Origin of the sequence: Streptomyces sp. NPDC047049, from assembly GCF_040643995.1 — a bacterium.
GTDB lineage: Bacteria > Actinomycetota > Actinomycetes > Streptomycetales > Streptomycetaceae > Streptomyces > Streptomyces mooreae.
In genome coordinates this window covers 226843-251653 of sequence record NZ_JBEYVM010000007.1, presented here as the reverse complement: position 1 = coordinate 251653, position 24811 = coordinate 226843, and the positions used below count along the sequence as shown (strand labels likewise).

The 24811-nt window shown below is 72.5% G+C and carries 20 protein-coding genes; 12 read left to right on the top strand and 8 right to left on the bottom strand.

Going from position 1 to position 24811, the window contains the following annotated elements:
* Positions 1–117: 117 nt before the first annotated feature.
* The 5 genes from gatC to ABZ851_RS19100 all read left to right on the top strand — a co-directional run bounded on the left by gatC (position 118) and on the right by ABZ851_RS19100 (position 4823).
* On the top strand, positions 118–414 hold the full coding sequence (gene gatC / locus ABZ851_RS19120) for an Asp-tRNA(Asn)/Glu-tRNA(Gln) amidotransferase subunit GatC (RefSeq protein ID WP_006602950.1): 297 nt from the start codon (positions 118–120) through the stop codon (positions 412–414).
* Positions 411–1910, top strand: coding sequence for an Asp-tRNA(Asn)/Glu-tRNA(Gln) amidotransferase subunit GatA (gene gatA / locus ABZ851_RS19115; protein WP_361128697.1), 1500 nt, complete (start codon positions 411–413; stop codon positions 1908–1910). Before gatC ends, gatA begins: the two co-directional genes overlap by 4 nt.
* 5 nt (positions 1911–1915) lie before the next feature.
* Positions 1916–2149 (top strand): hypothetical protein, encoded by a 234-nt coding sequence (locus tag ABZ851_RS19110; RefSeq protein ID WP_030087700.1) that lies wholly within the window; start codon positions 1916–1918, stop codon positions 2147–2149.
* Positions 2150–2165: 16 nt separating this feature from the next.
* A complete protein-coding gene (gene gatB / locus ABZ851_RS19105) occupies positions 2166–3674 on the top strand; it encodes an Asp-tRNA(Asn)/Glu-tRNA(Gln) amidotransferase subunit GatB (protein WP_336050112.1) in 1509 nt (502 codons plus the stop codon).
* 246 nt (positions 3675–3920) lie between these two features.
* Positions 3921–4823, top strand: coding sequence for an LLM class F420-dependent oxidoreductase (locus ABZ851_RS19100; protein ID WP_361128693.1), 903 nt, complete (start codon positions 3921–3923; stop codon positions 4821–4823).
* A gap of 106 nt (positions 4824–4929) precedes the next feature.
* On the opposite strand, the gene ABZ851_RS19095 is transcribed toward ABZ851_RS19100, so the two are convergent.
* Positions 4930–5751, bottom strand: a complete 822-nt coding sequence (locus ABZ851_RS19095; protein WP_361128936.1) for a hypothetical protein — start codon at positions 5749–5751, stop codon at positions 4930–4932.
* Positions 5752–6022: 271 nt separating this feature from the next.
* Here ABZ851_RS19095 and ABZ851_RS19090 point away from each other — a divergent pair, with 271 nt between their 5' ends.
* On the top strand, positions 6023–7765 hold the full coding sequence (locus ABZ851_RS19090) for a N,N-dimethylformamidase beta subunit family domain-containing protein (protein ID WP_361128690.1): 1743 nt from the start codon (positions 6023–6025) through the stop codon (positions 7763–7765).
* Positions 7766–7803: 38 nt separating this feature from the next.
* On the opposite strand, the gene ABZ851_RS19085 is transcribed toward ABZ851_RS19090, so the two are convergent.
* The 3 genes from ABZ851_RS19085 to ABZ851_RS19075 are packed head-to-tail and all read right to left on the bottom strand — an operon-like array spanning position 7804 to position 9919.
* Entirely contained in the window at positions 7804–8808 is a 1005-nt protein-coding gene (locus tag ABZ851_RS19085) for an aldo/keto reductase (protein WP_361128687.1), read from the bottom strand.
* A 29-nt stretch (positions 8809–8837) separates the two neighbouring features.
* Entirely contained in the window at positions 8838–9101 is a 264-nt protein-coding gene (locus ABZ851_RS19080; RefSeq protein WP_361128684.1) for a DUF397 domain-containing protein, read from the bottom strand.
* A complete protein-coding gene (locus ABZ851_RS19075; RefSeq protein WP_361128681.1) occupies positions 9098–9919 on the bottom strand; it encodes a helix-turn-helix transcriptional regulator in 822 nt (273 codons plus the stop codon). Before ABZ851_RS19075 ends, ABZ851_RS19080 begins: the two co-directional genes overlap by 4 nt.
* Positions 9920–10032: 113 nt before the next feature.
* Between ABZ851_RS19075 and ABZ851_RS19070 the strand changes: the two genes are divergently transcribed.
* Positions 10033–10524, top strand: coding sequence for an ATP-binding protein (locus tag ABZ851_RS19070; RefSeq protein WP_361128678.1), 492 nt, complete (start codon positions 10033–10035; stop codon positions 10522–10524).
* On the opposite strand, the gene ABZ851_RS19065 is transcribed toward ABZ851_RS19070, so the two are convergent.
* Together ABZ851_RS19065 and ABZ851_RS19060 are read right to left on the bottom strand one after the other, a co-directional pair.
* A complete protein-coding gene (locus ABZ851_RS19065) occupies positions 10509–12248 on the bottom strand; it encodes a glycosyl hydrolase family 18 protein (protein WP_361128675.1) in 1740 nt (579 codons plus the stop codon). The two genes, ABZ851_RS19070 and ABZ851_RS19065, sit on opposite strands and share 16 nt — an antisense overlap.
* Positions 12249–12403: 155 nt before the next feature.
* Entirely contained in the window at positions 12404–13450 is a 1047-nt protein-coding gene (locus tag ABZ851_RS19060; protein WP_361128671.1) for a DMT family transporter, read from the bottom strand.
* 509 nt (positions 13451–13959) lie between these two features.
* Here ABZ851_RS19060 and ABZ851_RS19055 point away from each other — a divergent pair.
* The 5 genes from ABZ851_RS19055 (at position 13960) to ABZ851_RS19035 (ending at position 23147) form a co-directional block, all read left to right on the top strand.
* A complete protein-coding gene (locus tag ABZ851_RS19055; protein WP_361128668.1) occupies positions 13960–16074 on the top strand; it encodes a phosphocholine-specific phospholipase C in 2115 nt (704 codons plus the stop codon).
* Positions 16075–16377: 303 nt separating this feature from the next.
* The gene (locus tag ABZ851_RS19050) at positions 16378–18633 is read left to right on the top strand and encodes an MMPL family transporter (protein WP_361128665.1); all 2256 of its coding nucleotides are present in this window, start codon (positions 16378–16380) and stop codon (positions 18631–18633) included.
* A gap of 116 nt (positions 18634–18749) precedes the next feature.
* The gene (locus ABZ851_RS19045) at positions 18750–19409 is read left to right on the top strand and encodes a hypothetical protein (protein ID WP_361128662.1); all 660 of its coding nucleotides are present in this window, start codon (positions 18750–18752) and stop codon (positions 19407–19409) included.
* Between the two features lie 236 nt (positions 19410–19645).
* The gene (locus ABZ851_RS19040; RefSeq protein WP_361128659.1) at positions 19646–19852 is read left to right on the top strand and encodes a hypothetical protein; all 207 of its coding nucleotides are present in this window, start codon (positions 19646–19648) and stop codon (positions 19850–19852) included.
* Positions 19853–20018: 166 nt separating this feature from the next.
* Complete coding sequence (locus ABZ851_RS19035; RefSeq protein WP_361128933.1) at positions 20019–23147, top strand: AAA family ATPase; 3129 nt, start codon at positions 20019–20021, stop codon at positions 23145–23147.
* 23 nt (positions 23148–23170) lie between these two features.
* On the opposite strand, the gene ABZ851_RS19030 is transcribed toward ABZ851_RS19035, so the two are convergent.
* The gene (locus ABZ851_RS19030; RefSeq protein ID WP_361128656.1) at positions 23171–23392 is read right to left on the bottom strand and encodes a DUF6191 domain-containing protein; all 222 of its coding nucleotides are present in this window, start codon (positions 23390–23392) and stop codon (positions 23171–23173) included.
* A gap of 85 nt (positions 23393–23477) precedes the next feature.
* Entirely contained in the window at positions 23478–24653 is a 1176-nt protein-coding gene (locus tag ABZ851_RS19025) for a PQQ-dependent sugar dehydrogenase (protein ID WP_361128653.1), read from the bottom strand.
* Between the last annotated feature and the right edge of the window lie 158 nt (positions 24654–24811).

Here is a 24811-nt window from a genome sequence, read left to right as displayed (position 1 = left end):
AGCTCTTGCGTACGCCATAGGATTGGCCCGGAAAAGTTCACAGGAGCATTCGACGAGAAGACTCCGCCTGGACTCTCCGCCCGGAACACTCCGCCCAGAACACCAGAGGATCGCTGCATGCCTGGCATCACGCGCGAGGAGGTCGCCCACCTCGCCCGGCTGGCACGTCTGGAGCTGAAGGCAGAAGAGCTCGACCACTTCGCCGGACAGCTCGACGACATCATCGGCGCGGTCGCCCGCGTCTCCGAGGTCGCCGACCAAGACGTACCGCCGACCTCCCACCCGCTGCCCCTGACCAACGTCATGCGGCCGGACGAGGTCCGTCCGTCGCTGACCCCCGAGCAGGCGCTCTCCGGCGCCCCGGCCCAGGAGCAGCAGCGTTTCAAGGTGCCGCAGATCCTGGGTGAGGAGTGACCGACATGGACCTGATCAAGCTCACCGCCGCCGAGATCGCGGCGAAGATCGCCGCCGGCGAGGTCACCGCCGTCGAGGTGACCGAGGCCCACCTGGCGCGCATCGAGGCCGTCGACGAGAAGGTGCACGCCTTCCTGCACGTCGACCGCGAGGGCGCGCTCGCCCAGGCCCGCGCCGTCGACGAGAAGCGCACCCGCGGCGAAAAGCTCGGCCCGCTGGCCGGCGTCCCGCTCGCGCTCAAGGACATCTTCACGACGGAGGGGGTCCCCACCACCGTCGGCTCGAAGATCCTCGAAGGCTGGCTCCCGCCGTACGACGCGACGCTGACCAAGAAGCTCAAGGCCGCCGACGTCGTCATCCTCGGCAAGACCAACATGGACGAGTTCGCCATGGGGTCGTCGACGGAGAACAGCGCCTACGGCCCGACCGGCAACCCCTGGGACCTCACCAAGATCCCCGGCGGCTCCGGCGGCGGCTCCAGCGCCGCCCTCGCCTCCTACGAGGCCCCGCTCGCCATCGGCACGGACACCGGCGGCTCCATCCGCCAGCCCGCGTCCGTCACCGGCACGGTCGGCGTCAAGCCCACCTACGGCGGCGTCTCCCGCTACGGCATGGTGGCCTTCTCCAGCTCCCTGGACCAGGGCGGCCCCTGCGCCCGTACGGTCCTGGACGCGGCGCTGCTCCACGAGGTCATCGCCGGCCACGACCCGCTGGACTCCACCTCCATCGACGCGCCGGTCCCGCCGGTCGTCGAGGCGGCCCGCAACGGCAGCGTCGAGGGCATGCGCGTCGGCGTCGTCAAGCAGTTCCGCGGCGAGGGCTACCAGGCCGGTGTCATCCAGCGCTTCGACGAGTCCGTCGAGCTGCTGAAGGAGCTGGGCGCCGAGATCGTCGAGCTGGACTGCCCGTCCTTCGACCTGGCGCTGTCCGCGTACTACCTGATCGCGCCGTCGGAGTGCTCCTCCAACCTGGCCCGCTTCGACGCCATGCGCTACGGCCTGCGGGTCGGCGACGACGGCACCAAGTCCGCCGAGGACGTCACGGCCCTGACCCGCGAGGCCGGCTTCGGCCCCGAGGTCAAGCGCCGGATCATGCTCGGCACGTACGCGCTCAGCTCCGGCTACTACGACGCGTACTACGGCTCCGCCCAGAAGGTGCGGACGCTGATCACCCGCGACTTCGAGAAGGCCTTCGAACGGGTCGACGTGATCGTTTCGCCGACCACGCCGACCACCGCCTTCCCGATCGGCGAGCGCGCCGACGACCCGATGGCGATGTACCTCGCCGACCTGTGCACGATCCCCACCAACCTGGCAGGCAACGCGGCGATGTCGCTGCCCTGCGGCCTGGCGCCCGAGGACGGGATGCCGGTGGGCCTGCAGATCATCGCTCCTGCCATGGCCGACGACCGGCTCTACAAGGTCGGTGCCGCGGTCGAGACCGCGTTCACCGCCAAGTGGGGTCACCCGCTGCTCGAGGAGGCACCTGCACTGTGAGCGCCATGACCAAGAAGGCCAAGAACTTCAAGAAGTCCAAGGGCGGCCTGTACCTGTCGATCGGCAGCACCGCGTTCGGCGCCCTCAGCGTCGCGAAGCAGGCCAAGCTGGCCCGTCAGGAGAACGACACGCTCCGCCTGATCGACGCCGCCGTCTCGGCCGCGGCGATCGTCACCGGCCTGGCGATCCTCTACCGCGAACTGAAGCGCCTGGGCGACGACGACGTCCTGCTGGGCTGAGAGGGAAAGTTTCACCGTGACTGTCACTGACCTGGTGTCGTACGAGGACGCCCTCGCGGCGTACGACCCCGTCATGGGCCTGGAGGTCCATGTCGAGCTCGGCACCAAGACCAAGATGTTCTGCGGGTGTTCCACCACCCTGGGCGCGGACGCCAATGCGCAGACCTGCCCCACCTGCCTCGGCCTGCCCGGCTCGCTGCCGGTCGTCAACGCGATCGGCGTCGAGTCCGCGATCAAGATCGGCCTGGCGCTGAACTGCTCCATCGCCGAATGGTGCCGTTTCGCCCGGAAGAACTACTTCTATCCGGACATGCCGAAGAACTTCCAGACCTCCCAGTACGACGAGCCGATCGCCTTCGACGGCTACCTCGACGTACAGCTGGAGGACGGGGAGACCTTCCGGGTGCACATCGAGCGCGCCCACATGGAGGAGGACACCGGCAAGTCCACCCACATCGGCGGTGCCACCGGCCGTATCCACGGCGCCCGGCACTCCCTCCTGGACTACAACCGCGCCGGTATCCCGCTCATCGAGATCGTCACCAAGCCCATCGAGGGCGCGGGCGAGCGGGCCCCCGAGGTCGCCAAGGCGTACGTCGCCGAGCTGCGCGAGCTCATCAAGGCGCTGGGCGTCTCCGAGGCCCGGATGGAGCAGGGCCAGATGCGCTGCGACGTGAACCTGTCGCTGCGTCCGCAGGGCACCGAGACGTTCGGTACCCGGTCGGAGACCAAGAACGTCAACTCCCTGCGCTCCGTCGAGCGGGCGGCCCGGTTCGAGATCCAGCGGCACGCCGCGGTGCTCTCCTCCGGCGGCACGGTCGTCCAGGAGACCCGGCACTTCCACGAGGAGGACGGCTCGACCACGGCCGGCCGCATCAAGGACAACGCCGAGGACTACCGCTACTTCCCCGAGCCGGACCTGGTGCCGGTGGCCCCCTCCCGCGAGTGGGTCGAGGAACTGCGGGCGGCCCTGCCCGAGCTGCCGCGGGTGCGCCGCAACCGGCTGCGCGAGGAGTGGGGCATCTCCGAGCACGACATGCAGTCGATCCTCAACGCGGGCGCGGTCGACCTGATCACCGCCACCGTCGACGCCGGTGCGGACTCCGCCGCGGCCCGTAAGTGGTGGATGGGCGAGCTGGCCCGCCGCGCCAACGAGGACGGCGTGGACCTGGCCGTCCTGCCGATCACCCCCGAGCAGGTCGCCCGGGTCACCGCGCTGGTGGCCGACGGCTCGCTCAACGACAAGCTGGCCCGCCAGACCATCGAGGGCGTGCTGGCCGGCGAGGGTGACCCGGACACCGTCGTCGAGAAGCGCGGCCTGAAGGTCGTCTCCGACGAGGGCGCCCTCGGCACCGCCGTCGACGAGGCCATCGCCGCCAACGCCGCCATCGCCGACAAGATCCGCGGCGGCAAGGTGGCCGCGGCCGGCGCCCTGGTCGGCGCGGTCATGAAGGCCACCCGGGGCCAGGCGGACGCGGCCCGCGTCCGCGAGCTGATCCTGGAGAAGCTGGGCGTCGAGGGCTGACGCACCCGCCCGTCCGGCAGCGCTGAGCGGCCGCCCTTCCGAGAACGACTTCTCGGGAGGGCGGCCGCTTCGTCATACGGCCTGGCCCGGCCCACGCCATTCGGCGCTGCTCACCCGATCGGCCCCTCCCGGCCCGACCGGGGAATGCCGGAGCCTGCCGCCATGCTGTGATCAAGGAGAGGCCCCTCCGCCGTCCGGGGAAGAGGACGAGGACGGGGCATCACCCTTGGGCCAGTTGGAGGAACGGTGCAGCACGAATCCCTCGCCGCGCGGATCGGCCGGGTCGGCGTCTGGCACGGCGGGCTCGGCGGCGTGCCGGCCGCCGCCGCGCGCCGGGCGGCGGCCGAGATCGAGGAACTGGGGTACGGCGCCCTGTGGTTCGGCGAGACACCGGCGAGCGAGTCGGTGAGCCTGGCCGGTCTGCTGCTGGCCGCCACCGAACGGATCACGGTCGCCACCGGCATCGCCAACATCTGGGTCAGGGACGCGTCCGCCGCGCACGCCGCCGCCCAGACCCTGGCCGAGGCGTACGACGGACGCTTCGTGCTCGGCCTGGGCGCGAGCCACGCCCCGCTGGTGGATGCGCGCGGCCACAACTACACCAAGCCGCTCGCGGCGATGCGGGCCTACCTCGACGCGATGGACGAGGCCCCGTACGACGGCCCGGCGGCCGATCCGGCACCGGGCCGGGTGCTGGCGGCGCTCGGCCCCAAGATGCTGGAGCTGGCACGCGACCGGACGGACGGCGCCCACCCGTACTTCGTCACCCCCGAACACACCGCCCGCGCCCGCGAAATCCTCGGTACAGGACCGCTGCTCGCACCGGAACAGGCCGTGCTGCTGGAATCCGACCCCACGACGGCCCGCGCCCTGGCCCGTGAACACCACACCCGCCTCTACCTCCAGCTGCCGAACTACACCGGCAATCTGCGACGGCTCGGCTTCGGGGACGAGGACTTCCTCGGCGGCGGCAGCGACCGGCTGGTGGACGCGATCGTGGCATGGGGCGACGTGGACACCATCCGCCGCCGGATCGCCGAACACCACGAGGCCGGAGCGGACCATGTCGCCCTCCAGCCCGTGGCGGCGGACCGGGGTCTGGGGGTCGACCAACTACGGGAACTGGCACCGGCCTTGACCGAATCCTGAGGCGGCTGCGGCTGCGGCTGCGGCTGCGGTTGCGGCTGCGGCGCGCGGTGGGTGGGGGCTTCCTCGCCGGGGCCTCCTCCCCTCACTCGCCGGCACCCGTGGCCGGTTACCCGGTCGGGGTGTCCTTGTGGCTGATCGCCAGGTAGCCCACGAGCAGCACGATCGGGACGATGAGCGCCAGGGTGACGGGTCCCGTTCCCCACCCGAGGCCGCCGCGGGCGGTGGAGACGCCCATCCAGTCGGCGAAGGAGGCGCCGAGCGGGCGGGTCAGTACGTACGCCCACCAGAAGGCGGCGACGGCGTTGAGGCCGAGGAAGCGTCCGGACAGAGCGGGCACCGCGATCAGGGCGGCGAACAGGATGCCGGAGGGGAGGTATCCCCAGTGCAGGGTGCCCGCGGTGAGGTCGCCGACCGCGGTGCCGAGGGCGAAGGTGGCCAGCACCGTCGCCCAGTAGAACGTCTCGCGGCGGCGGGTGCGGATGCTGTGGATCGAGAGCGTTCCCTCGGACACGTACCAGGCCGTCAGGAGTGCGGCGAGTCCGGCCGAGAAGGCGATGACCGAGACCGTGTAGGGGATGCCGGCCATGACGTGGACGACATCGGCGGCCATGGTGCCGAAGACGCTGACCATGACGATGGCGGACCAGTAGATCCAGGGCCGGTAGCGGGTGGTCCGGAACTGGAGGACGAGCAGGGCCACCAGCCCGGCGAGTCCCAGGCTGCCGGCCGGTATCGGGCCGAGCGTCCGGCCGAGGTAGTCCGAGGCCGTCTCTCCCATGCCGGTGGTGAGCACCTTCACCCCCCAGAACACGGCCGTGACCTGCGGCACCTTGCTCCAGCCCGGCCCGTGTCCGGCGTGGGGCACGGGGATGCCGGCCCGCCCCTCGCCCACGGGTCGTGCTGGTGCCTCGCTGTTCGACTGTGCCATCGTCATGTCCGCCCTCCCGGCGCGGTGCGCCGTGTTCGCGACCTGCTCGATTCCGGGCGTCGTTGAGCCGCTCACGCGTGTCCGGTGAGCGGCGCCCAGCTTTCGTCTACATGACTGTAGACGATCGGGTGAGGTGTGCCGTGCCCGCCCTCGGTCCGTGGTGCCGGGGCCGCCGTACCCGCATTCGGGCCCGCTGAGGTCGTCCGGTGGCGCGGAGCGCCGGATGATCGTCCTGACAGCTCGGCGGAAGGGTGCGTACGGGAGCAGCGAAATGGGTGAGGACCCACGGCATGGCGACCGGCCCGGCAGCGGGCCCGCGGAATACGGCGCCGCGGAACACGGCGGGGCCGCGGAATACGGCGGGGCCGCGGAACACGGCGGGGAACCTGCCGGGGCGGGCGGCTCGGGGGGCCTGGACCGCAGGCGGTTCCTCGGGGCCGCCGCCGTGGGGGCCGCCGGTCTCGCCGTGGGAGTGGCCGCCGGCTGCGGCTCCACGTCTGGCGGGGGCCCCGGCGCCGGTCCCACGGGTGGCGACGACCCGGACCTCGCCGCGGAGCGGGAGCGGCCGGGGCACCCCGACTGGCGGATCCGCTCCACCGGTCCGCCCGACGCGGTCCAGGGCTACACCGACAAGGTGAGCGTCCTGCCGGGCGAGGAGTTCGGGCTGTACGTCTCGACCACCGCGCCCGGCTTCCGGGTCGCGGCCTACCGGGTGGGCTGGTACCGCGGGGCCCAGGCCCGGCGGGTCTGGCGCTCGGACCGGGTGGCCGGCCGGCGCCAGCGCCACCCGAGGCTGCTGCCCGGGACCCGCGGCGTACGGGCGGACTGGGAGCGCAGCCTCCGGGTGCGTACGGACGGCTGGCCGCCGGGCGCCTATCTGCTCCGGCTGGACGCGGAGCACGGGCACCAGCGGTACGTCCCGATGATCGTCCGGTCGGCCCGCACCACCGGCCGGACGGTGCTGATGCACGCGGTGGCGACCTGGCAGGCGTACAACGCGTGGGGCGGCTACAGCCTCTACCGGGGCGCGGACGGCGGGTACGCGTCGCGCTCGCTGGCCGTCAGCTTCGACCGGCCCTACGACTCCAACGGTGCCGGGAAGTTCCTGGTCTACGAGCGCGCACTCGTGGTCCTCGCGGAACGGCTCGGCCTTCCGCTGGCCTACACCACCGGGGTGGACGTCCACCGCGACCCGTCGGCGCTGCGGGGCGCCACGGCGGCGCTCTCGCTCGGCCACGACGAGTACTGGACCCCGCAGCAGCGCGAGCACGTCACCCGGGCCCGCGACGCCGGCACCAACCTGGCCTTCCTCGGGGCCAATGCCTGCTTCCGCCGGGTCAGGCTGGAGCCGGGGCGGGGGCTGGAGCCGGAGCCGGAGCCGGAGCCGGAGCCGGGTTCGGAGCCGGGGCAGGGGGCGGATTCGTCCGGTGCCCTGCGCACCGTGGTCTGTTACAAGACCTCCTACCGGGACGATCCACGCTTCGCCGGTCCGCACCGGGCCCTGCCGACCCACGACTTCCGCCAACCACCCGCCGCCGACCCGGAGTCCGCCCTGACCGGCGTCTTCTACGAGGGCTATCCGACCGACGCGCCCTACGTCGTGCACCACGCGGACCACTGGCTCTTCGCGGGGACGGGCGCGAAGCGGGGCGACGCCTTCGACCACCTGGTCGGGGTGGAGTACGACCGGGTGACCCCACAGGCGCCCACGCCGGAGCGGCTGGAGATCCTTGCCCACTCACCGCTGGTCTGCAACGGCCGGAGCAGTCACGCGGACTCCGCCTACTACACCGTGCCGAGCGGCGCCGGAGTCTTCTCCTCCGGAACGATGCGGTGGGTGGAGGCCCTGATGGCCGGAACGCACGACGACGGCCGGGATCACGGCATGGACGACCGGACGCGGGCCTTCGTCACCCGCACCACCGAGAACCTGCTCCGCGCCTTCGCCGTGGCACCCGCGGCGAAGATCCGGCCGGCCCCGCGGAACAACGTGGCGAGCGCGTACGGGACATGAGCCCGGGGGGGGACGGGGCATGAGCCCCGGCGCCGCGCTCAGTGGCCCAGGCGCTCCAAGGCGGCGAGCGGGTAGCGTTCCCCGGCCACCGCGCCGTCGGGCACGGCCGCCCGCAGCCGGGCCGTCTGCTCCGGGGTCAGCGCGATACCGGCCGCCGCGGTGTTCTCGTCCAGATACGTCCGGCGTTTGATGCCGGGGATCGGGACGATGTCCTCGCCCTGGGCGAGCAGCCAGGCGAGGACGGCCTGCGCCGGGGTGCAGCCGAGGGCTCCGGCGGCCGCGCGAACGGCCTGGACCAGGCGCAGATTGCGGTCGATGTTCGCCTCGGAGAACCGCGGCCAGCGTCGCCGGGCGTCCTCGGCGGTGAGGTCGTCGCGGGACGCCAGCGCACCCGTCAGCATGCCGCGCCCGAGCGGTGAGTAGGCGACGACGCCGATGCCGAGCTCCCGGCAGGTCGCCAGCATCTCGCCCTCCACGACCTCGCGGGTGAAGAGGGAGTACTCCAGTTGTACGGCGCTGATGGGGTGGACGGCGTGCGCCCGGCGCAGCGTCTGCGGACTCACCTCGCTGAGGCCGAGATACCGCACGGCGCCGGCGGCGACCAGCTCGGCCAGGGCACCCACCGTCTCCTCGATGGGGACGGCCGGGTCGCGGCGGTGCAGGTAGTAGAGGTCGATGCGGTCCGTACCGAGACGGCGCAGCGAGGCGTGGCACGCCTCGCGCACCCAGGCGGCGGAGGTGTCGACCTCGTTCACCCGCCCGGTGGCGGCGTCGTGCCGCAGCCCGAACTTGGTCGCGACGACCAGCCCGTCCCGCTGCGTCGCCGTACGGCCGCGCAGCCAGCGGCCAAGGAACTCCTCGTTGGCGCCCCGCCCGTAGGCGTCCGCGGTGTCGAGCAGGGTGACGCCGAGCTCGGCCGCGCGGTCGAGGGTCCGCACGGACTCCGCGTCGTCCGGGACGCCGTACGCGGTCGACATCCCCATACAGCCGAGCCCGAGCGCAGAGACGCCCGGCCCGTGCGTACCCAGCCGACGCTGCTGCATCGTTGTCCCCGTCCCTGCCCTTGTCCCGGTCAGGCGGAGATGCCGGCGAGGAAGGCGGCCCAGGCGGGGGCGCTCAACGTGAGCGCCGGACCGTCCGGGTCCTTGGAGTCGCGGACGTGGATCGCGTGGGGGCAGGAGGCGACCTCTACGCAGTCGCCGCCCTCGCTGCCGCTGTAGCTGGACTTGTGCCAGTCGTAGGCGACTTCGATGCAGTCGCCCCCCTGGCTGCCGCTGTAACTCGATTTGAACCAGGCAAGGTCACCAGACTGATGCGGGTTCGCTGCGCTGCTCATGCCTCTCCTGCCAAGTCGTCCAGCAGGCTCATGCTTTCCTCAGGAGTGAGGGCCTGCGAGCGCAGCATCCCATATTTCTGCTGATACGCACTGACCTCATCTGGGTCATCGACAAGGAAGCTGATTCGCTGGCCCTCGATGTACGTCACGTGATCGTGTTCTGGCGTCTCCAGCAGGATGAGCGGGCCGTCGAGTGCAGCATGCTTGGAACGGCCGGTGCACATGATCTGGATCCCGATGAAGGGGAGTTCGGCGCACCTGCGCAAGTGGTGAATCTGCTCGCGGAGGATCTCACGACTGCCAAGCGGGCGGTTAAGGATCACCTCCTCCAGGATGAAGTTCATCATCGGCGGTGGTGTGCGTTGCAGTACGTTCTGCCGGGCTAGTCGTGCCGAGATCCATTCCTCTGCCGTCTCCTCGTGAATCGGCGGGTACAGCGAGGAGAACACCGCCCGCACGTAAGCCTCGGTCTGCAACAGACCGGGCACCACCTGGTTCTGGTACGACAGCAGGGTCAGTGCCTCCTCCTCGTGTTCCACCAGGTCCTGGACGAAGGCGGGCAGCTTCTCCCGCTCCGGGACCTTCGCCACCGCGACCGCTAACGCCCCCTTGGTGCCCAGGACTTCGTCCATCGTCTCGGCCAGGTCGAGCTTCAGCGGTCTGCGGCCCTGCTCGACCGAGCCGATGGTGTCCTCGTGCACTCCCACCCGCTCGGCCAGCATGGGCTGGGTCATGCGGGCGGCCTTCCGGAAGTGACTCAGCTGGGCGCCGATCACATGCCAGGAAGTGATCCTCTTCGGTTTGTTCGCCGGGTGCATGCGCTCTGCCTTCCCCTCCCCACGACGGCATGACACCGCCAGAAGTCGTACATCGCATCCGTATGACCTGACGCTGTGGACCAGCATAGTCACGCACTGTGACAGTGGCGGTTATGCACAAGGAGATCCGGGCGCTCTGCGCTCGTACGGCGTTCTACCGGCGCGAGCGCCGATCCGTCCTGCGGGCGCGGGAGTTCGCCCGTACCGCCCTCACCGACTGGGACCTGGACCACCTCGCGGACGACGTCCTGTTGTGCGTGAGCGAGCTGGCCACCAACGCCCTGCTGCACGGCGTTCCGCCCGGCCGTGGGTACCGGTTGTGCCTGTCGCTGGACGAGAGCGGGCTGCTGCGTGTCGAGGTGCACGACAGCGGTGCCGGGGAGCCGCGGCTGCCCGTGTCGCTGCCGTGCGACGGTGACGAGGGCGAGTGCGAGTCCGGGCGGGGGCTGTTGCTGGTGTCCGCGCTCGCCGACGCGTGGGGCATCGGCGAGCGCGTGCCGGGGAAGATCGTGTGGTGCGAGTTCCGCTGCTACGGCAAGGGCTACGGCAAGGGTTGCAGCGAGGGCTGTGGCACGAACTACGGCACGAACTACGGCAAGTCGTGAACGTGCGGGGCGACCGCGTTCGACCAGGCGTTGCCGCTCGCCGCGTCCCAGTTGGTCGACCAGGTCATGGCGCCGCGGATGCCGGGGTAGGTCCTGGCGGGTTTGAAGGAGCCGCAGGAGGTGCCCCGGGCGAGGCAGTCCAGGGCGGCGTTGACGACGGACGGGGCGACATAGCCGCTGCCCGCGCCCCGGGCGGAGGCGGGCAGGCCCAGGCCCACCTGGGAGGGGGCGAGGCCGCCTTCGAGCTGGATGCAGGCCAGGGCGGTGAGGAAGTCGACGGTGCCCTGGGAGTAGACCTTGCCGTCGCAGCCGAGCATGGAACCACTGTTGTAGTACTGCATGTTCACGACGGTGAGGATGTCCTTGACGTTCAGCGCCGTTTGGAAGTAGCCGCCCGAGGTGGACTGCATGTCGAGGGTCTGGGGAGCCATGGTGAGGACGAGCCTGCCGCCCGCCTTCTGGGAGAGCGAGCGCAGCGCCTGGCTCATGTAGGTGGGGCTGAGGCCGTTTTCGAGGTCGATGTCGACGCCGTCGAAGCCGTACTGCTGCATGAGGGTGTAGAGACTGGTGGCGAAGTTGGCGGCCGAGACGGCGTCGTTGACGGAGACGGTGCCCTTCTCGCCGCCGACCGAGAGGACCACCGCGGTGCCGGCCGCCTGCTTGGCCTTGATGTCGGCCTTGAACTGGTCGACGGTGTAGCCGCCGAGGCCGGCCGAGTCGAGGGTGAAGGTGACGGCGCCGGGTGTGGTGGTGGCGTCGGCGAAGGCGACCGCGATGATGTCGTACTGGCCGGGCACGTCACTGATCTTCTGGACGGTGGCGCCGTTGTTGAAGTTCTGCCAGTAGCCGGTGACCGCGTGCTTGCGGACCGTGGGGGTGCCGCCGCTTCCGGAGGGGGCGGTGGTGGCCGTGATCTCGGCCGAGCGGGCCGATTCGCCGGCCGCGTTGGTGGCCGTGACCTGGAAGCGGTAGGCGGTGGCGGGGGTCAGGCCCGTGACGGTCGCCGAAGTTCCGGTCGCCGTGCCGTACTTGGTGCCGTCGCGGTAGACGGTGTAGCCGGTGGCGCCGGAGACCGGGGTCCAGGACAGCGCCACGGAGGACGGGGTCACCGCGTTGGCCGTGAGTCCGCCGGGGGTGGCCGGGGCCTGTGGTCCGGGGTCGGTGCCGCCCCCGCCGTCGGGGCCGAGGACGCTGAAGTCGTCGGCGAGGTAGGCGGGTTGGCCGTACCAGCCGTGGGTGTAGACGGTGACGGAGGTCGTCGTGGGGCCCGTGGTGAAGGAGGTGCTGAGCTGCTGCCAGTCGGTGGCGGACGGGGTCCAGGTGGAGACGTCCGTGGTGCCGGTGCCGGAGGCGCCCAGGTAGACGTAGGAGCCCAGGACGTACGCGCTGAGCCGGTAGGCCGAGCCGGGCTTGACGGCGACGGTCTGGGAGCAGGCGGCGTTGTCGGAGGGGGTGGGGGCCGCCTTGAGGGCGCCGGTGCCGCTGTGGACGGGGGAGCCGACGGTGCTGCCGCTGCCTGCCGAACAGGTCCAGTTGCTCAGGCCGGACTCGAAGCCGGCGTTCCTGGCGGCGTTGACATCGGCCGCGGCGGCCGGGGCGGAGCCGGAGAGGGTGGCCGCCACGGCGGCGAGGGCCGTCAGTGCCGCGGCGAGGAGGCGTCTGTGGCGGGCAGGGCGAGTAGGGCGGGTGCGGCCGGTGGGGCGAGTAGGTGCGGTACGAGGCATGGCTGTCTCCGGTGCCGAGGGGGGAACACGGGGAGAACTGCAGCAAGACGGTGGCCACCGCTTCTGGGCTCAGAATGGTTCAGACCAATAGGGCGGTCAAGAGGTCTGACGCGGTGGGGACTTGGGAAACGTTTGTGGCGGCCAGGGGTACCCGGTCACAGGGGCGGTGTCCCCTGCGCTGCCGCCCCCGCCGGTTGCGAGGCCGGGGTGGCCTCCGGGGACCCGCCCTCCGGGGCCCCGCATTCCGAAGACCCGCCCTCCGGTCGCTCCGGCCCGCCCTCCGCCGTGGCCGCCGGTGCCGCCGCCTGCCTGCCCCAGGCCGTACCGACGAGGATCAGGACCGCCCCGGCCGCGCCGAGCAGGCCGGGCCGGTCCCCGCCGGCGACGACGCCGATCACGGCCGCCCAGAGCGGTTCGGTGCCCAGCAGCAGGCTCACGCGGGAGGGCGAGGTGCGGCGCACCGCCCACATCTGCACGAAGAAGGCGAAGAGGGTGCACATCAGCGCCAGGTGGAGGAGCGCGGCCCACTGCTGCGGGGAGTAGGCGGCCGCGACCTCCACCGGTGAGACGCCGGCGAAGGGCGACGCGAGTGCGAAGACGGCGATGGCGCCGGTGAACTGGACCACCGTCAGCGCCCCGGAGTCGGTCGAACGGACCGTCTTCATACGGCCCGTGGCCATCACGTACACGGTGCGGGCGACGGCCGCGAGCAGCATCAGGAGATCGCCGGACGACGGCGTGGTGAACCCCGGCCCCTGGGTCAGCAGGGTCACACCGGTCACGGACAGTGCCGCCGCGCCGAGGAACGCCCCGGTGGGGCGGGTGCGGGTCGCCACGGCCTCCGCGAGCGGGGTGAAGATCATGGTCAGGCTGATGATGAGGCCCGCGTTGGTCGCCGAGGTGTGCACCACTCCGAACGTCTCCAGCAGCAGGACGCCGGACAGGAGCATGCCGAGAAGCACCCCCGCGCCGGTCTCCCGGGCGCTGAGCCGGCCGATCGCGCGGCCCGCGACCACCGCCATCACCGGCGCGGCCACCACGAACCGCAGCAGGAGCAGGGCGATGACGGTGGCTGTGGTGGCCAGCTCCTTGGCGGCCAGGTAGCTGGAGCCCCAGACGACGGCTACCAGGACGACCGGCAGATCGATGAGCCAGAGGGGCCGGTTGCCGGGGCGGGCGGTGCCGGAGGTCAGGGGGGTCATGGTGCGCGGGGTCCTTGTCCGACGAGTGCGGTCGTACGGGGGTGCGGTCGTACGGCGGGTGCGGCTCTGCGGGTGCGGCTTGGCGAGTGGGGCTTGGTGAGTGGGGCTTGGTGAGTGCGGCCGTTCGGCAGGGGAGGCCGCCGAGGCCCGGGGGAGGGGGGCCGCCGGGCCCCGGGGGAGGCCTAGACGATCTTCCCAGGGCGGTGCGCCCGCTGGGAACGGCCGGCGTGCGCCGGAACCGGTCACGTCCGCTCCCGGCCGGTGCCGCAATCCTTCCCCGGGCGGGCGGCTCGCTCTCTGTCGCCCGTCACGGCACTCCACTAAGGTCCCCGTCGCTCCTCATCGTCCCCGTCGCGTCTCGCCCCGGTCCGGCGGACCGCGGGCCGGCCGGCGGGCTGACGGCACGGCAACCGGAACGGCACCTCGTACGCCAACGGAAACGCCAACGGAAGCTCCAACCGAAACGGCAACCGGTGCATCCACCGGAACGTACAACTGGGAGGCCGGGCATGGCACCTGAGATATCTCGCAGACGTGTACTGGGAATGGGGGCGGCAGCGGCGGGCGCGGCGACGGCCGGATCGCTGCTGCCGCCGTCGTTGCAGCAGGCGCTGGCGGCCGGTGCGGCGACGCCCTCGGCGCGCGCCGGGGGCGGGCTCGCGGACCTGAGGCATGTGGTCGTGCTGATGCAGGAGAACCGCTCGTTCGACCACTACTTCGGGATGCTGCGCGGCGTACGCGGCTACGGCGACCGCAACGCCGTCGAACTGCCCGGCGGCCGGAGCGTCTTCGAGCAGCCCGGGTGGCTGGGCCTCGGAACCGTGCTGCCGTTCCCGGTGCGCGGGGCGGCCGCCGCACAGCGCAAGGACCTGCAGTACATCGGCGCGCTCGACCACGGCTGGGACGGCGGGGCCGGTGCGTGGAACGGCGGCTGGATGAATAACTGGGTCACCGCCAAGTCCCCCGCCACGATGGCGCACTACGACCGGCAGGACGTCCCGCTGCACTACGAACTCGCGGACACCTTCACCGTCTGCGACGCCTACCACTCCTCGATCCACTCCTCCACCAGCCCCAACCGCAACCACCTGGTGAGCGGCTGGACCGGCTATGAGCCGGACGGCAAGCGGGCGGTGGGCAACGACGCCTACGCGGAGGACACCCACACCGGCTACACCTGGACCACCTATGCCGAGCGGCTGGAGAAGGCCGGCCGCAGCTGGCGGGTCTACCAGGAGTGGGACAACTTCACCGACAACAACCTGGAGTTCTACGCGACCTTCAAGGCGGTGGCGGAGCAGGCCCTGGTGAAGGTCGGCGGAGTGCGGAACATGACCGGCTACTACGGGAAGCTGGCGGGTGCCGACGAGGCCGGGCGCCGGCGGCTGCACGGGCTGCTGGAGGAAGGCGTGGGCGGCCTCGGCCGCGCCGGGCGCAGCCTGTTCGAGCGGGCGCTGCGCCGCGGTGAGCCGGGCAGCACGGCGGCCGCGTTCGCCGCCGATGTGGCGAGCGGCGCACTGCCCGAGGTGTCGTACCTCGTGCCGTCCGCCGCGGACTCCGAGCACCCCGGCTCGTCCTCGCCCGCCCAGAGCGCCACCCTCGTCTACCGGGTGCTGGACGCGCTCGGCCGGAACCCGGAGGTCTGGCGGCACACCGCGCTCTTCCTGACGTACGACGAGAACGACGGGTTCTTCGATCATGTGCCGCCGCCGGTGCCGCCCGCCGGGACGGACGGGGAGTTCTGGGACGGCCGGCCGACCGGTCTGGGCATGCGGGTGCCGATGCTGGTCATCTCGCCGTGGACGGTCGGCGGCTACGCCTGCTCGCAGGTCTTCGACCACACCTCGATCACCCGGTTCCTGGAGCGCTGGACGGGCATCGAGGAGCCCAACATCAGCGCCTGGCGGCGCACCGTGTGCGGCGATCTGACCGCCGCCTTCGACTTCTCCCGCGCGCGCCGGCAGCCGCCGGTGCCGCAGCCCGGCGCGATCCCGCCGTTCAGCGGGCGCTGGCTGCCGTGGCCGCCGGTCCGGCAGGCGCTGCCGCGGCAGGAGGGCGGCAGCCGCCCGGCCAGGGCGCTGCCGTACCAGCCGGATGCCGACGGCGGCTTCGACCCGGGCGCCGCGGTCTTCCGGATGGCCGTACGCAATGACGGCGAGGCCTCCGTACACCTGGCGCTCTACCCGTACGCGAAGGAGTTCGCCGCCCCGCAGCACCGCGACGTGCGGGGGGAGGGGGTGTGGGAGGTGCCGGTCAGGGACGGGGCGTACCGCTTCACGGTGACCGGGCCGAACGGCTTCCGGCGGGAGTTCGCCGGGACGGGGCGGGGCGCCGCCGCGGCCGTCCTGACCGGGACGCGGATCGACGCCGGGCGGCAGGAGCTCCACCTGACCCTCACCAACCCCGGCCGCACCGACCTGACCTTCACCCTGCGGCCGCTGGCGTACGCGGACACCGCGCCGCGCACGGTGCGGGTGAAGGCCGGCCGCAGCCGCACCGTCGCCCATCCGGCGAAGGACGCACACGGCTGGTACGACCTTTGTCTCTCGGCCGCCGAGGACCCGTCCTTCCACCGCCGGCTGATGGGACACGTGGAGAACGGCAAGGAGTCGGTCACCGGCTGAGGCACGGCATACGGGCCGGGCCGGGGCCGGGCAGGAGGCGGCGCCGGGGCGCCAGGCGGGGACCTGGCCGGGACGGGAGCCCGGTCCCCCTCCCGGCGAGAGTTCCCCATTTCCGGCTCTTTGTGGGGAAGTCCACAAACACCTCAAAGGATCTCCCCGGGCTGACACCCTGCACGGAAGAAGGGATTCCGCCGCTCCCTCACGGGCTGGCGGCGGGCCCGCCCGTCCCCCCGTACATCCGCGCTCGGCACTACCCGCTACCGGGAGATATCGACGCACTACCCCGGGAAGCAGACGAGGTCCGTGACCGCTCTGGCTCGGTGGTGTCTCAGGCGCCGCATCGTGGTGATCGTGCTCTGGCTGGCCGCGTTCGCGGGGGTCGCGGCCGCCGCGGCGGCGGTGGGATCCGCGTACTCGAACGACTACGAGGTGCCCGGCACCGAATCCGGGCGGGCCTCGGCCCTGCTGGAGAGGGCCTTCCCGGGGCAGTCCGGGGACAGCGACACCCTCGTGTGGCACACGGACTCCACCACGGTGCGGGCCGCCGCGGTCCGCACGACGATGACGCAGACCCTGGAGAAGGTCGCCGGGCTGCCCGGCGTCGCCGAGGTGCACGGCCCCTACGGCGGGCCCGGCGCGGGCCCGTCCGGTGGCCAGGGTGCGCAGCAGATCAGCAGGGACGGGCACACCGCCTACGCCTCCGTGGTCTTCGACCGCGCCACCGACGACCTGGACCCCGCCCAGGTCCGCAAGGTCGTCGACACCGCGCGGGCCGCGTCCGGCAACGGCCTCCAGGTCGAGCTGGGCGGTGCGGGGATCGCGCTGACCGAGGCGCCGCGGGCCCAGCTCGCGGAGTTCATCGGGCTCGGCGCCGCGGCCGTGGTGCTCTTCCTCGCCTTCGGGTCGCTCGCCGCGACCTTCCTGCCGATCGTCACCGCGCTGGCCGCCGTCGGCACCGCCTCGGCCGGCATCACCCTGCTCAGCCATGCGATGACCGTCGCCGACTTCGCCCCGATGCTCGGCATGCTGATCGGCCTCGGCGTCGGGATCGACTACGCGCTGTTCATCGTCACCCGGCACCGCAGGGGCCTGCGCGAGGGCCTGCCGGTCGGCGAGGCCGCCGTCCGGGCCGTCTCGGTGTCCGGGCGCGCGGTCGTCTTCGCCGGGGCCACCGTCTGTATCGCGCTGCTGGGCATGCTGATCCTGCGGCTGAGCTTCCTCAACGGGGTCGCCCTCGCCGCCTCGCTCACCGTCGTCCTGACCGTGGCCGCGTCCGTCACCCTGCTGCCCGCGCTGCTCGGACTGATCGGGATGCGGGCGCTCAGCCGCCGCGAGCGCCGGCGGCTGGCCGAGCGGGGGCCCACGCCCGAGCGGCCCGCCGGTGTCGCGGCCCGCTGGTCCGGGTTCGTCGAGCGGCACCCCAAGCTGCTGGGGATGACCGCGGCGGCCCTCATGGCCGTCCTCGCCCTGCCGGCCCTCGGACTGCATCTGGGCACCTCCGACCAGGGCAACAACCCGGCCACCTCGACCACCCGCAAGGCCTACGACCTGCTGGCGGGCGGCGGGCCCGGCGACGCCCGCGGGAGCGGCTTCGGGCCCGGGTTCAACGGGCCGCTGACGCTGGTCGGCACCCTGGACGGCGCGGGGGACCGGGTCGCCTTCGACAAGCTGCCGCAGCGGCTGCGGGACACACCCGGTATCGCCCGGGTCAGCGCTCCCGAGTTCGACGGCAGCCACAGCACCGGCGTGATCACCGTCGTCCCCACCACCTCACCGCAGTCCCGGCAGACCTCCGACCTGGTGGAACACCTGCGCAGCGAGGTGCTGCCCGCGGCCGAGGGCGCCAGCACGCTGCGGGTGCGGGTCGGCGGCATCACCGCGAGTTACGACGACTTCGCCGCCGTCATCGTCGGCAAGCTGCCGCTCTTCATCGGCGTGGTCATCGCGCTCGGCTCACTCCTGCTGCTGCTCGCCTTCCGCAGCATCGGCATCCCGCTCAAGGCCGCGCTGATGAATCTCGCGGCCGTCGCCTCGTCCTTCGGGATCGTCGTCGCGGTCTTCCAGTGGGGCTGGGGCAGCGAGCTGCTGGGACTGGGCAGCGCCGGCCCGATAGAACCGTTCCTGCCGGTCATCATGGTGTCGGTGCTCTTCGGCCTGTCCATGGACTACCAGGTGTTCCTGGTCTCCCGGATGTACGAGGAGTGGCAGCTGACCCGGAACAACTGCCGGGCGGTACGGGTCGGCCTCGCCGAGACCAGCCGGGTGATCAACTCGGCGGCGGTCATCATGATCGCGGTGTTCGCGGCCTTCATCCTCAGCGGCGACCGGACCATCGCGATGTTCGGCATCGGCCTGGCCTGCGCCGTCGCCCTGGACGCCTTCGTGCTCCGTACGCTGCTGGTGCCCGCCCTGATGCACCTGCTGGGCGGCGCCAACTGGTGGCTGCCGTCCTGGCTCGACCGGTGGCTGCCCCGGATCAGCATCGAACCGCCGCCGGAGCCGGACGCGGCGGGGCTCCCCGGGCCGCAGGGCGGGGAGAAACCGCTGGTGGGGGTGTAGGAACCGGCGCCGGACGCCCCTTCTCGGCGTCCCGCGGACGGCGTGTCGCCGTCCGCCGCCCGCCGTCCGCCGCCATTCTCATCTCACTCTCAGACACGGCACCTACGGTCGCGCCCATGGGAACGACCAGGACGACCGAGAACCGAACCGACGACGAGAAGACCGTGCCGGCGCAGGGGGCCAAGGAGACTGCTGCGATCCCGGAGACCACCGAGGCGGAGGCGGCCGGAAAGGCCGCCGCCAAGGCCGATGAGCAGGCCGACGACAACGCCGCCCTCGCCGCGCAGGACGAGGCCGGTGACCTGGAAGCGGACGACGCCCTCGACGCCCCCGACAGCGAGCCGCACACCGCCGGGTCCACCAGCGGGATCGCCGCCGGTGCCGGTGCCGTCGTCGCCGCGGGGCTGGGCCTCGCGTCCGTCACCGGCACCTGGCTCGGCACCACGCTGGCCGAGCGCGCGAACCTGATGGGCCAGATCAAGGTCCAGTCGGGCAAGGCCCAGGCCGCCGACCAGATCTCCGCCGTCTACGGCGCCTCCTGGCACACCAACGCCCTGGTCAACGGCTTCTTCGCGCTGCTCGCCGTGATCGCCGCGACGGTCGTGGTGACCACCACCCGAAACCGCCCCACCTGGGTGCGGGCCGTCGCCTGGGGCGGGCTGGCGCTCGGCGTGCTGGGGATCGTGATCTCCGCGGGCATGTACCTCGACCTGTTCGGGAACATGCCGACCGTCCCGAAGGCCCCCGCGGGCGGCGCCGGACCCGCGGCTCCGTAAGCCCGCGACCGGGCAACCCGTCACTCCGTAAGGACATCCGGGCCGCTTTCTGAGCCCCGTACGGGTGCCGCGGGCGGTGCCTAAGGAGCCCCCGGGCGACACCGCGGGTTTCTGGGCACCGCCCGGGGCCGAAGATCGGGAACTCTCCCGATGTGGCGGACCCCCCTCGGCGACGAGGCTGGAGCACATCGACAAGCCGTCGAGTGACCACTCACCGCCGTCAGGGGAGAACCCGCATGTACCGCTCCGAGCTGGAGATCCGGATCCGCCACGAAGAGCTGCGCCGCGAGGCCGACCGGCAGCGCCTGGTGCACGAGGCGACCGCGGCGGCCGAGGCCCCGCACAACGGGCCCCGTGGCGCCGCCCGTTCCGGGACGGACGAACCCGGAGGGCGGGTGCGTACACGGGGCAGGTGGCTGCGGATCCGCCGCGCCGCCGCCTGACCGCGTCGCTCCTGTGACGCCTCAGGTGCCGGCCCCGCCGTCCGGCCACCGGGCCTTTGCCCCGCCGTCCGGCCACCGGCCGTCCGCCCGGCCCCAGGTGCCTTCCGCACCGGGCCGGGCGCTTCGCATACCGGAGCCCCCTGCCGGAATGTCAGACCCCTGTGCGATGCTCACCGGCGTGGAGACCAGGTCCGTCAGCCCCGTGTTCATCGGCCGAGCGGCCGAACTCGCCGCGCTGGGCGACGCGCTCGCCCGCGGCACGGCGTCCGGCGAGCCCCAGGCCCTGCTGATCGGCGGGGAGGCCGGGGTCGGCAAGACCCGTCTCATCGAGGAGTTCTGCGAGTCGGCCCGGGCCGCCGGCGCGCTCGTCGCCTGCGGCGGCTGCATCGAGATCGGCTCCGAAGGCCTGCCCTTCGCGCCGTTCTCCTCGATCCTGCACACCCTCAACTGGCATCTGCGCGACGAGCTCGCCGCCGCCGTCGCCGGCCAGGAGGGCGAACTCTCCCGCATCCTGCCCGAATTGGGGGAGACCCCCGGCGAGGCACACGACGAGGAGATCGGCCGCGCCCGCCTCTTCGAGCTCACCGCCCGCCTCCTGGAGCGGCTTGCCGCCCACCGCACCCTCGTCATCGTCGTCGAGGACCTTCACTGGGCCGACCGCTCCACCCGCGAACTCCTCGCCTACCTCCTGCGCTCCCTGCACGACGCGAGCGTCCTCCTGGTGGCGACGTACCGCTCGGACGACATCCACCGCCGCCACCCCCTGCGCCCCTTCCTCGCCGAGATCGACCGGATGCGCACGGTCCGCCGCGTCGAACTCGCCCGCTTCAACCGCGAGGAGGTCCGCTCCCAGATCGCCGGGATCCACGGCACCGCCCCCGAGGAGGACACCGTCGACCGGGTCTTCCGGCGCTCCGAGGGCAACGCCTTCTTCGTCGAGGAGCTGGCCCGCTCGCTCGCCGACGGCGCGCTGCACGGCCTCAGCGACCCCCTGCGCGATCTGCTGCTGGTACGCGTCGAGGCGCTTCCCGAGGACGCCCAGCGGGTGGTGCGCACGGCCGCCGAGGCCGGCTCCACGGTCGAGCACGAACTCCTCTCCGCCGTCTGCCGGATGCCCGAGGACGACCTCATCGAGGCGCTGCGGTCCGCCGTCGGCAGCAACACCCTGGTGCCCACCCGGGACGGCACGGGCTACCGCTTCCGGCACGCCCTCGTCCGCGAGGCCGTCGTGGACGACCTGCTGCCCGGCGAGCGCACCCGCCTCAACCGCCGCTACGCCGAGGCACTGGAAGCCAACCCGTCGCTGGTCCGTGCCGATGTCTGCGCCGCCCGGCTGGCCAGCTACTGGTACAAGTCCCACGACGCCGCCAAGGCGCTGCCCGCCGTCCTCGCCGCCTCCGTCCAGGCCCGCCGCCGCCATGCCTACGCCGAACAACTGCGGCTGCTGGACCGCGCCCTGGAGCTGTGGGACGACGCGCCCACCGAGGTCCGCCAGGGGGTGCGCCCGGTCGACTACGCCGAGGCGTACCCGGCCTGCGGCTGCCACGACGGCGACGCCCTGCGCTTCCTCGACCTGCTCGCCGAGATCGCGGTGGCCGCCCGGCTCTCCGGCGACAACGAACGCGCCTTCACGATCGTCAAGCGCGCCCTGCGATCGCTGCGCGGCGAGAGCGACCCCCTGCGTACGGCGTGGTTCCTGGTACAGCGCTCCCGGCTCTGCCAGTGCACCGGCCGCGGCAACGGCTGGCAGGACCTGGGCGCCGCCCAGGAGCTGATGCGCGGCCTGCCGCCGTCCTCCGTGCACGCCGAGGTGCTTGCCGCCGTCGCCAGCTGGGCGATCCTGCACGAACCGGGTCCCGGCAGCTTCGCCACGGCCGAACGCGCCGTGGAACTCGCTCAGTTGGTGGGTGACGAAGAGGCCGAGCTCAACTCCCGGCTGACCCTGGCGGGGCTGCGGGTCGACTCCGGGGAGGTCGACGCGGGCCTCGACGATTTCCGCACCAGCCTCGCCCTCGCCGTCGACCGCGGCTACTTCGCCGTCATCGCCCGCGGCCACATCAACTTCCCGTCCGCCCTGGAAGGCGTCGGCCGCTCCCGCGAAGCCGTCGAGGTCAGCGAGCAGGGCGTCGAACTCACCACCCGCTACGGCCTCAAGGACAGCACCAGCTGGGTCCTGGGCAACCGCGCCGAATCCCTGCAGTCGCTGGGCCGCTGGGCGGAAGCCGGCCGGGCCGCCGCCGACGCCCGCCGCCTCGCCCAGACCCCCCGGACCATCGCGCTGGCCGCCAGCCGCCACACCGATCTCGCGCTGGACGAGGGAGACTTCGCCGCCGCCGCTCGCGAACTGGCCGTCGCCCAGGAGCACTACGGCACCCACGACCCGCAGCCGCAGAACGTCCTGGTCATGGCGCGGCACGCGCTGCGGATCGCCGCCCACCAGGGCCGCGTCCTCGATGCCCGCAGCATTCTCCAGCAGGCCCTGGACGCCGGCTTCCCGCCCGGCACCCAGCGCTACGCCTGGCCGTTGCTCTGGTCGGCCACCACCGCCGAAGCGGACGCCCGCGGGCTTCCCGCCGCCGAGCCGGGACGGGCCGCGGCCCTCGCCCGCATCCGGGAGGCCGGGAAGCAGCTGCCCCGGCTCTGCCCGGTCTGGGCGGCCCACGGCCTCGCGCTGGACGCCGAACTCCGCCGCGCCGAAGGCCGTGAAACCCCCGACGCCTGGGCGGAGGCGGTCGCCGCCTTCGAACCCCTGGAGCGCCCGCACGAGCTCGCCCGGACCTGCTACCGCTGGGCGGAATCCCTCCTCCACGGCAGCGAGCGGGCCACCCTCGGACTGCACGGCCGCACCCCGCGCGAGGCCGCCGTACTCCTGCTCACCCGGGCGCACACCGCCGCTGTGACGATGGGCGCCCGCCCGCTCGCCGAAGAATTCGCCCTCCTCGCCCAGCGGGCCCGCGTCCCGCTGCCCGGCCCGCAGGCCGGGGCCGCGACGGAGCCGGCCTGCGAAGCCGTCTCCGCGGCGGCCGCCGATCCGTCACCCGCCGGCGCCGTCCCCGCCGAATCCCTCGGCCTGACCCCGCGCGAACGCGACGTACTGCGCCTGGTCGCCGACGGGCGCAGCAACCGCCAGATAGCCGACGCCCTGTTCATCTCCCCGAAGACCGCCAGCGTCCATGTCTCGAACATCCTCGCCAAGCTGGGCGTCTCCGGGCGCGGAGAGGCGGGCGCGGTGGCGCACCGCCTGCGCCTGTTCGGGGAGCCGATACCCGGTCAGGGGCCGGCCCCGGCCCCCTGACGGACACGGCCGGGCGCTCCCGCCTACGACCGTCCCCGGTCCTGCTCCCCGCTCCGTTCCCGGCCGCGGTCCGCGTCCTGCCGCTGCCGGGGTGCCCTGACGACGACGGTCCCCGAGGAGAGATCGATCGGGCCCTTGCCGGGGTCCCCGTCCCCCACGTCATCGACGACGAGCGACATCTTCTGCCGCTCCTCGTCGGTGTGCTTGCGCCCCGGTGCGAACAGTTCCTCCGCGATGTTGAACATGGTGCCCTGCCCCCTCGTCGGTCGACACGCACCCGTCCCCCTGCCCCGAGTGTAGGCAGGCCGCCCGAAAAGGGGATCAGCCCGGTCAGCTCACCTGGAGGCGGAGAATCCGGTCATCGCCCTTGTGTGGTGTGCCCCGTCCGTCCGTGTTGCTGGTGACCAGCCACAACGCCCCGTCATCGGCCGCCACCACGGTCCGCAGGCGCCCGTAGGTGCCCTTCAGGAAGGCCTGCGGCGCCGCCACCGGCTTCGTCCCGTTCAGCGGGATCCGCCACAGCCGTTCACCGCGCAGCGACGCCATCCAGATCGAGCCTTTGGCGTAGGCGATACCGCTGGGCGAGGCGTCCGCGGTCCTCCACACCTCGACGGGGTCCGTGAAAACGGAGCGCGCGGCCCTGCGCTTGCCCTTGCCCTCGACCTCGGGCCAGCCGTAGTTCTTGCCCGGCTCGATCAGATTGAGCTCGTCCCAGGTGTTCTGGCCGAACTCCGAGGCCCACAGGCGCTTGTCGTCGTCCCAGGCCAGGCCCTGCACATTGCGGTGGCCGTAGTCGTACACCACCGAATCCGCTTTTGGGTTGCCGTGCGCCGGCTGTCCGTCCGGCGTCATCCGGAGGATCTTGCCGCCCAGGGACTGCTTGTCCTGCGCCAGCCCGGTGTCGCCGGTCTCACCGGTGCCGGCGTAGAGCATCTTGTCCGGGCCGAACGCGATCCGGCCGCCGTTGTGGATCTGCCCCTTGGGGATCCCCTTGAGGACGGTGTCGGGCGCGCCCAGCTGATTGCCCGGGGCGCGCTTCTCGTCGTAGATCATGCGGGCGATGCGGTTGTCGGACGCGGTGGTGAAGTACGCGTACACCTGGTGGTCCGTGCCGAAGGTCGAGGACACCGCGATCCCCAGCAGTCCGCCCTCACCCCCGGGATCCACCCCCGGCACCGATCCCAGCTCGGTGATCTTCCCGCCGTGCGCCGCGACCCGGAAGATCTTCCCGGTGTCCCGGGAGGAGACCAGCAGATCCCCGCCCGGCAGCACCGCCACGCCCCACGGCGACTTCAGCCCCGTGGCCAGCGTGCCGGTCACCTGCACCGAGCCCTTGGCGGGCGGCGCGGGCGACGACGCCGTGGCGCGCGGCGAGGCGGCTCCGCCACGGTTCTCCGACGGGCCGGTGCCTCCCCCGCCCCGGGGCTGCGCACCGCCGGACGTGCAGCCCGCTGCCAGGAGCAGCGAAGCGGCGGCCAAAGCGGCGGTCTGGAAACGGCGTTGCACGGCAGGGGTCCTCTCGTCGGCAGGACGTGGAGTGGACCAGAACACCACACCGCGCCCTCGCCATGCCGCGCGTTGTCCGTTCCGGCGCCACTCCCACCTGCCATGATCCGGTCGGGGCGGCCGCGCCGCGAGCGGGACACGCGGGGCCTTCCGCGCCG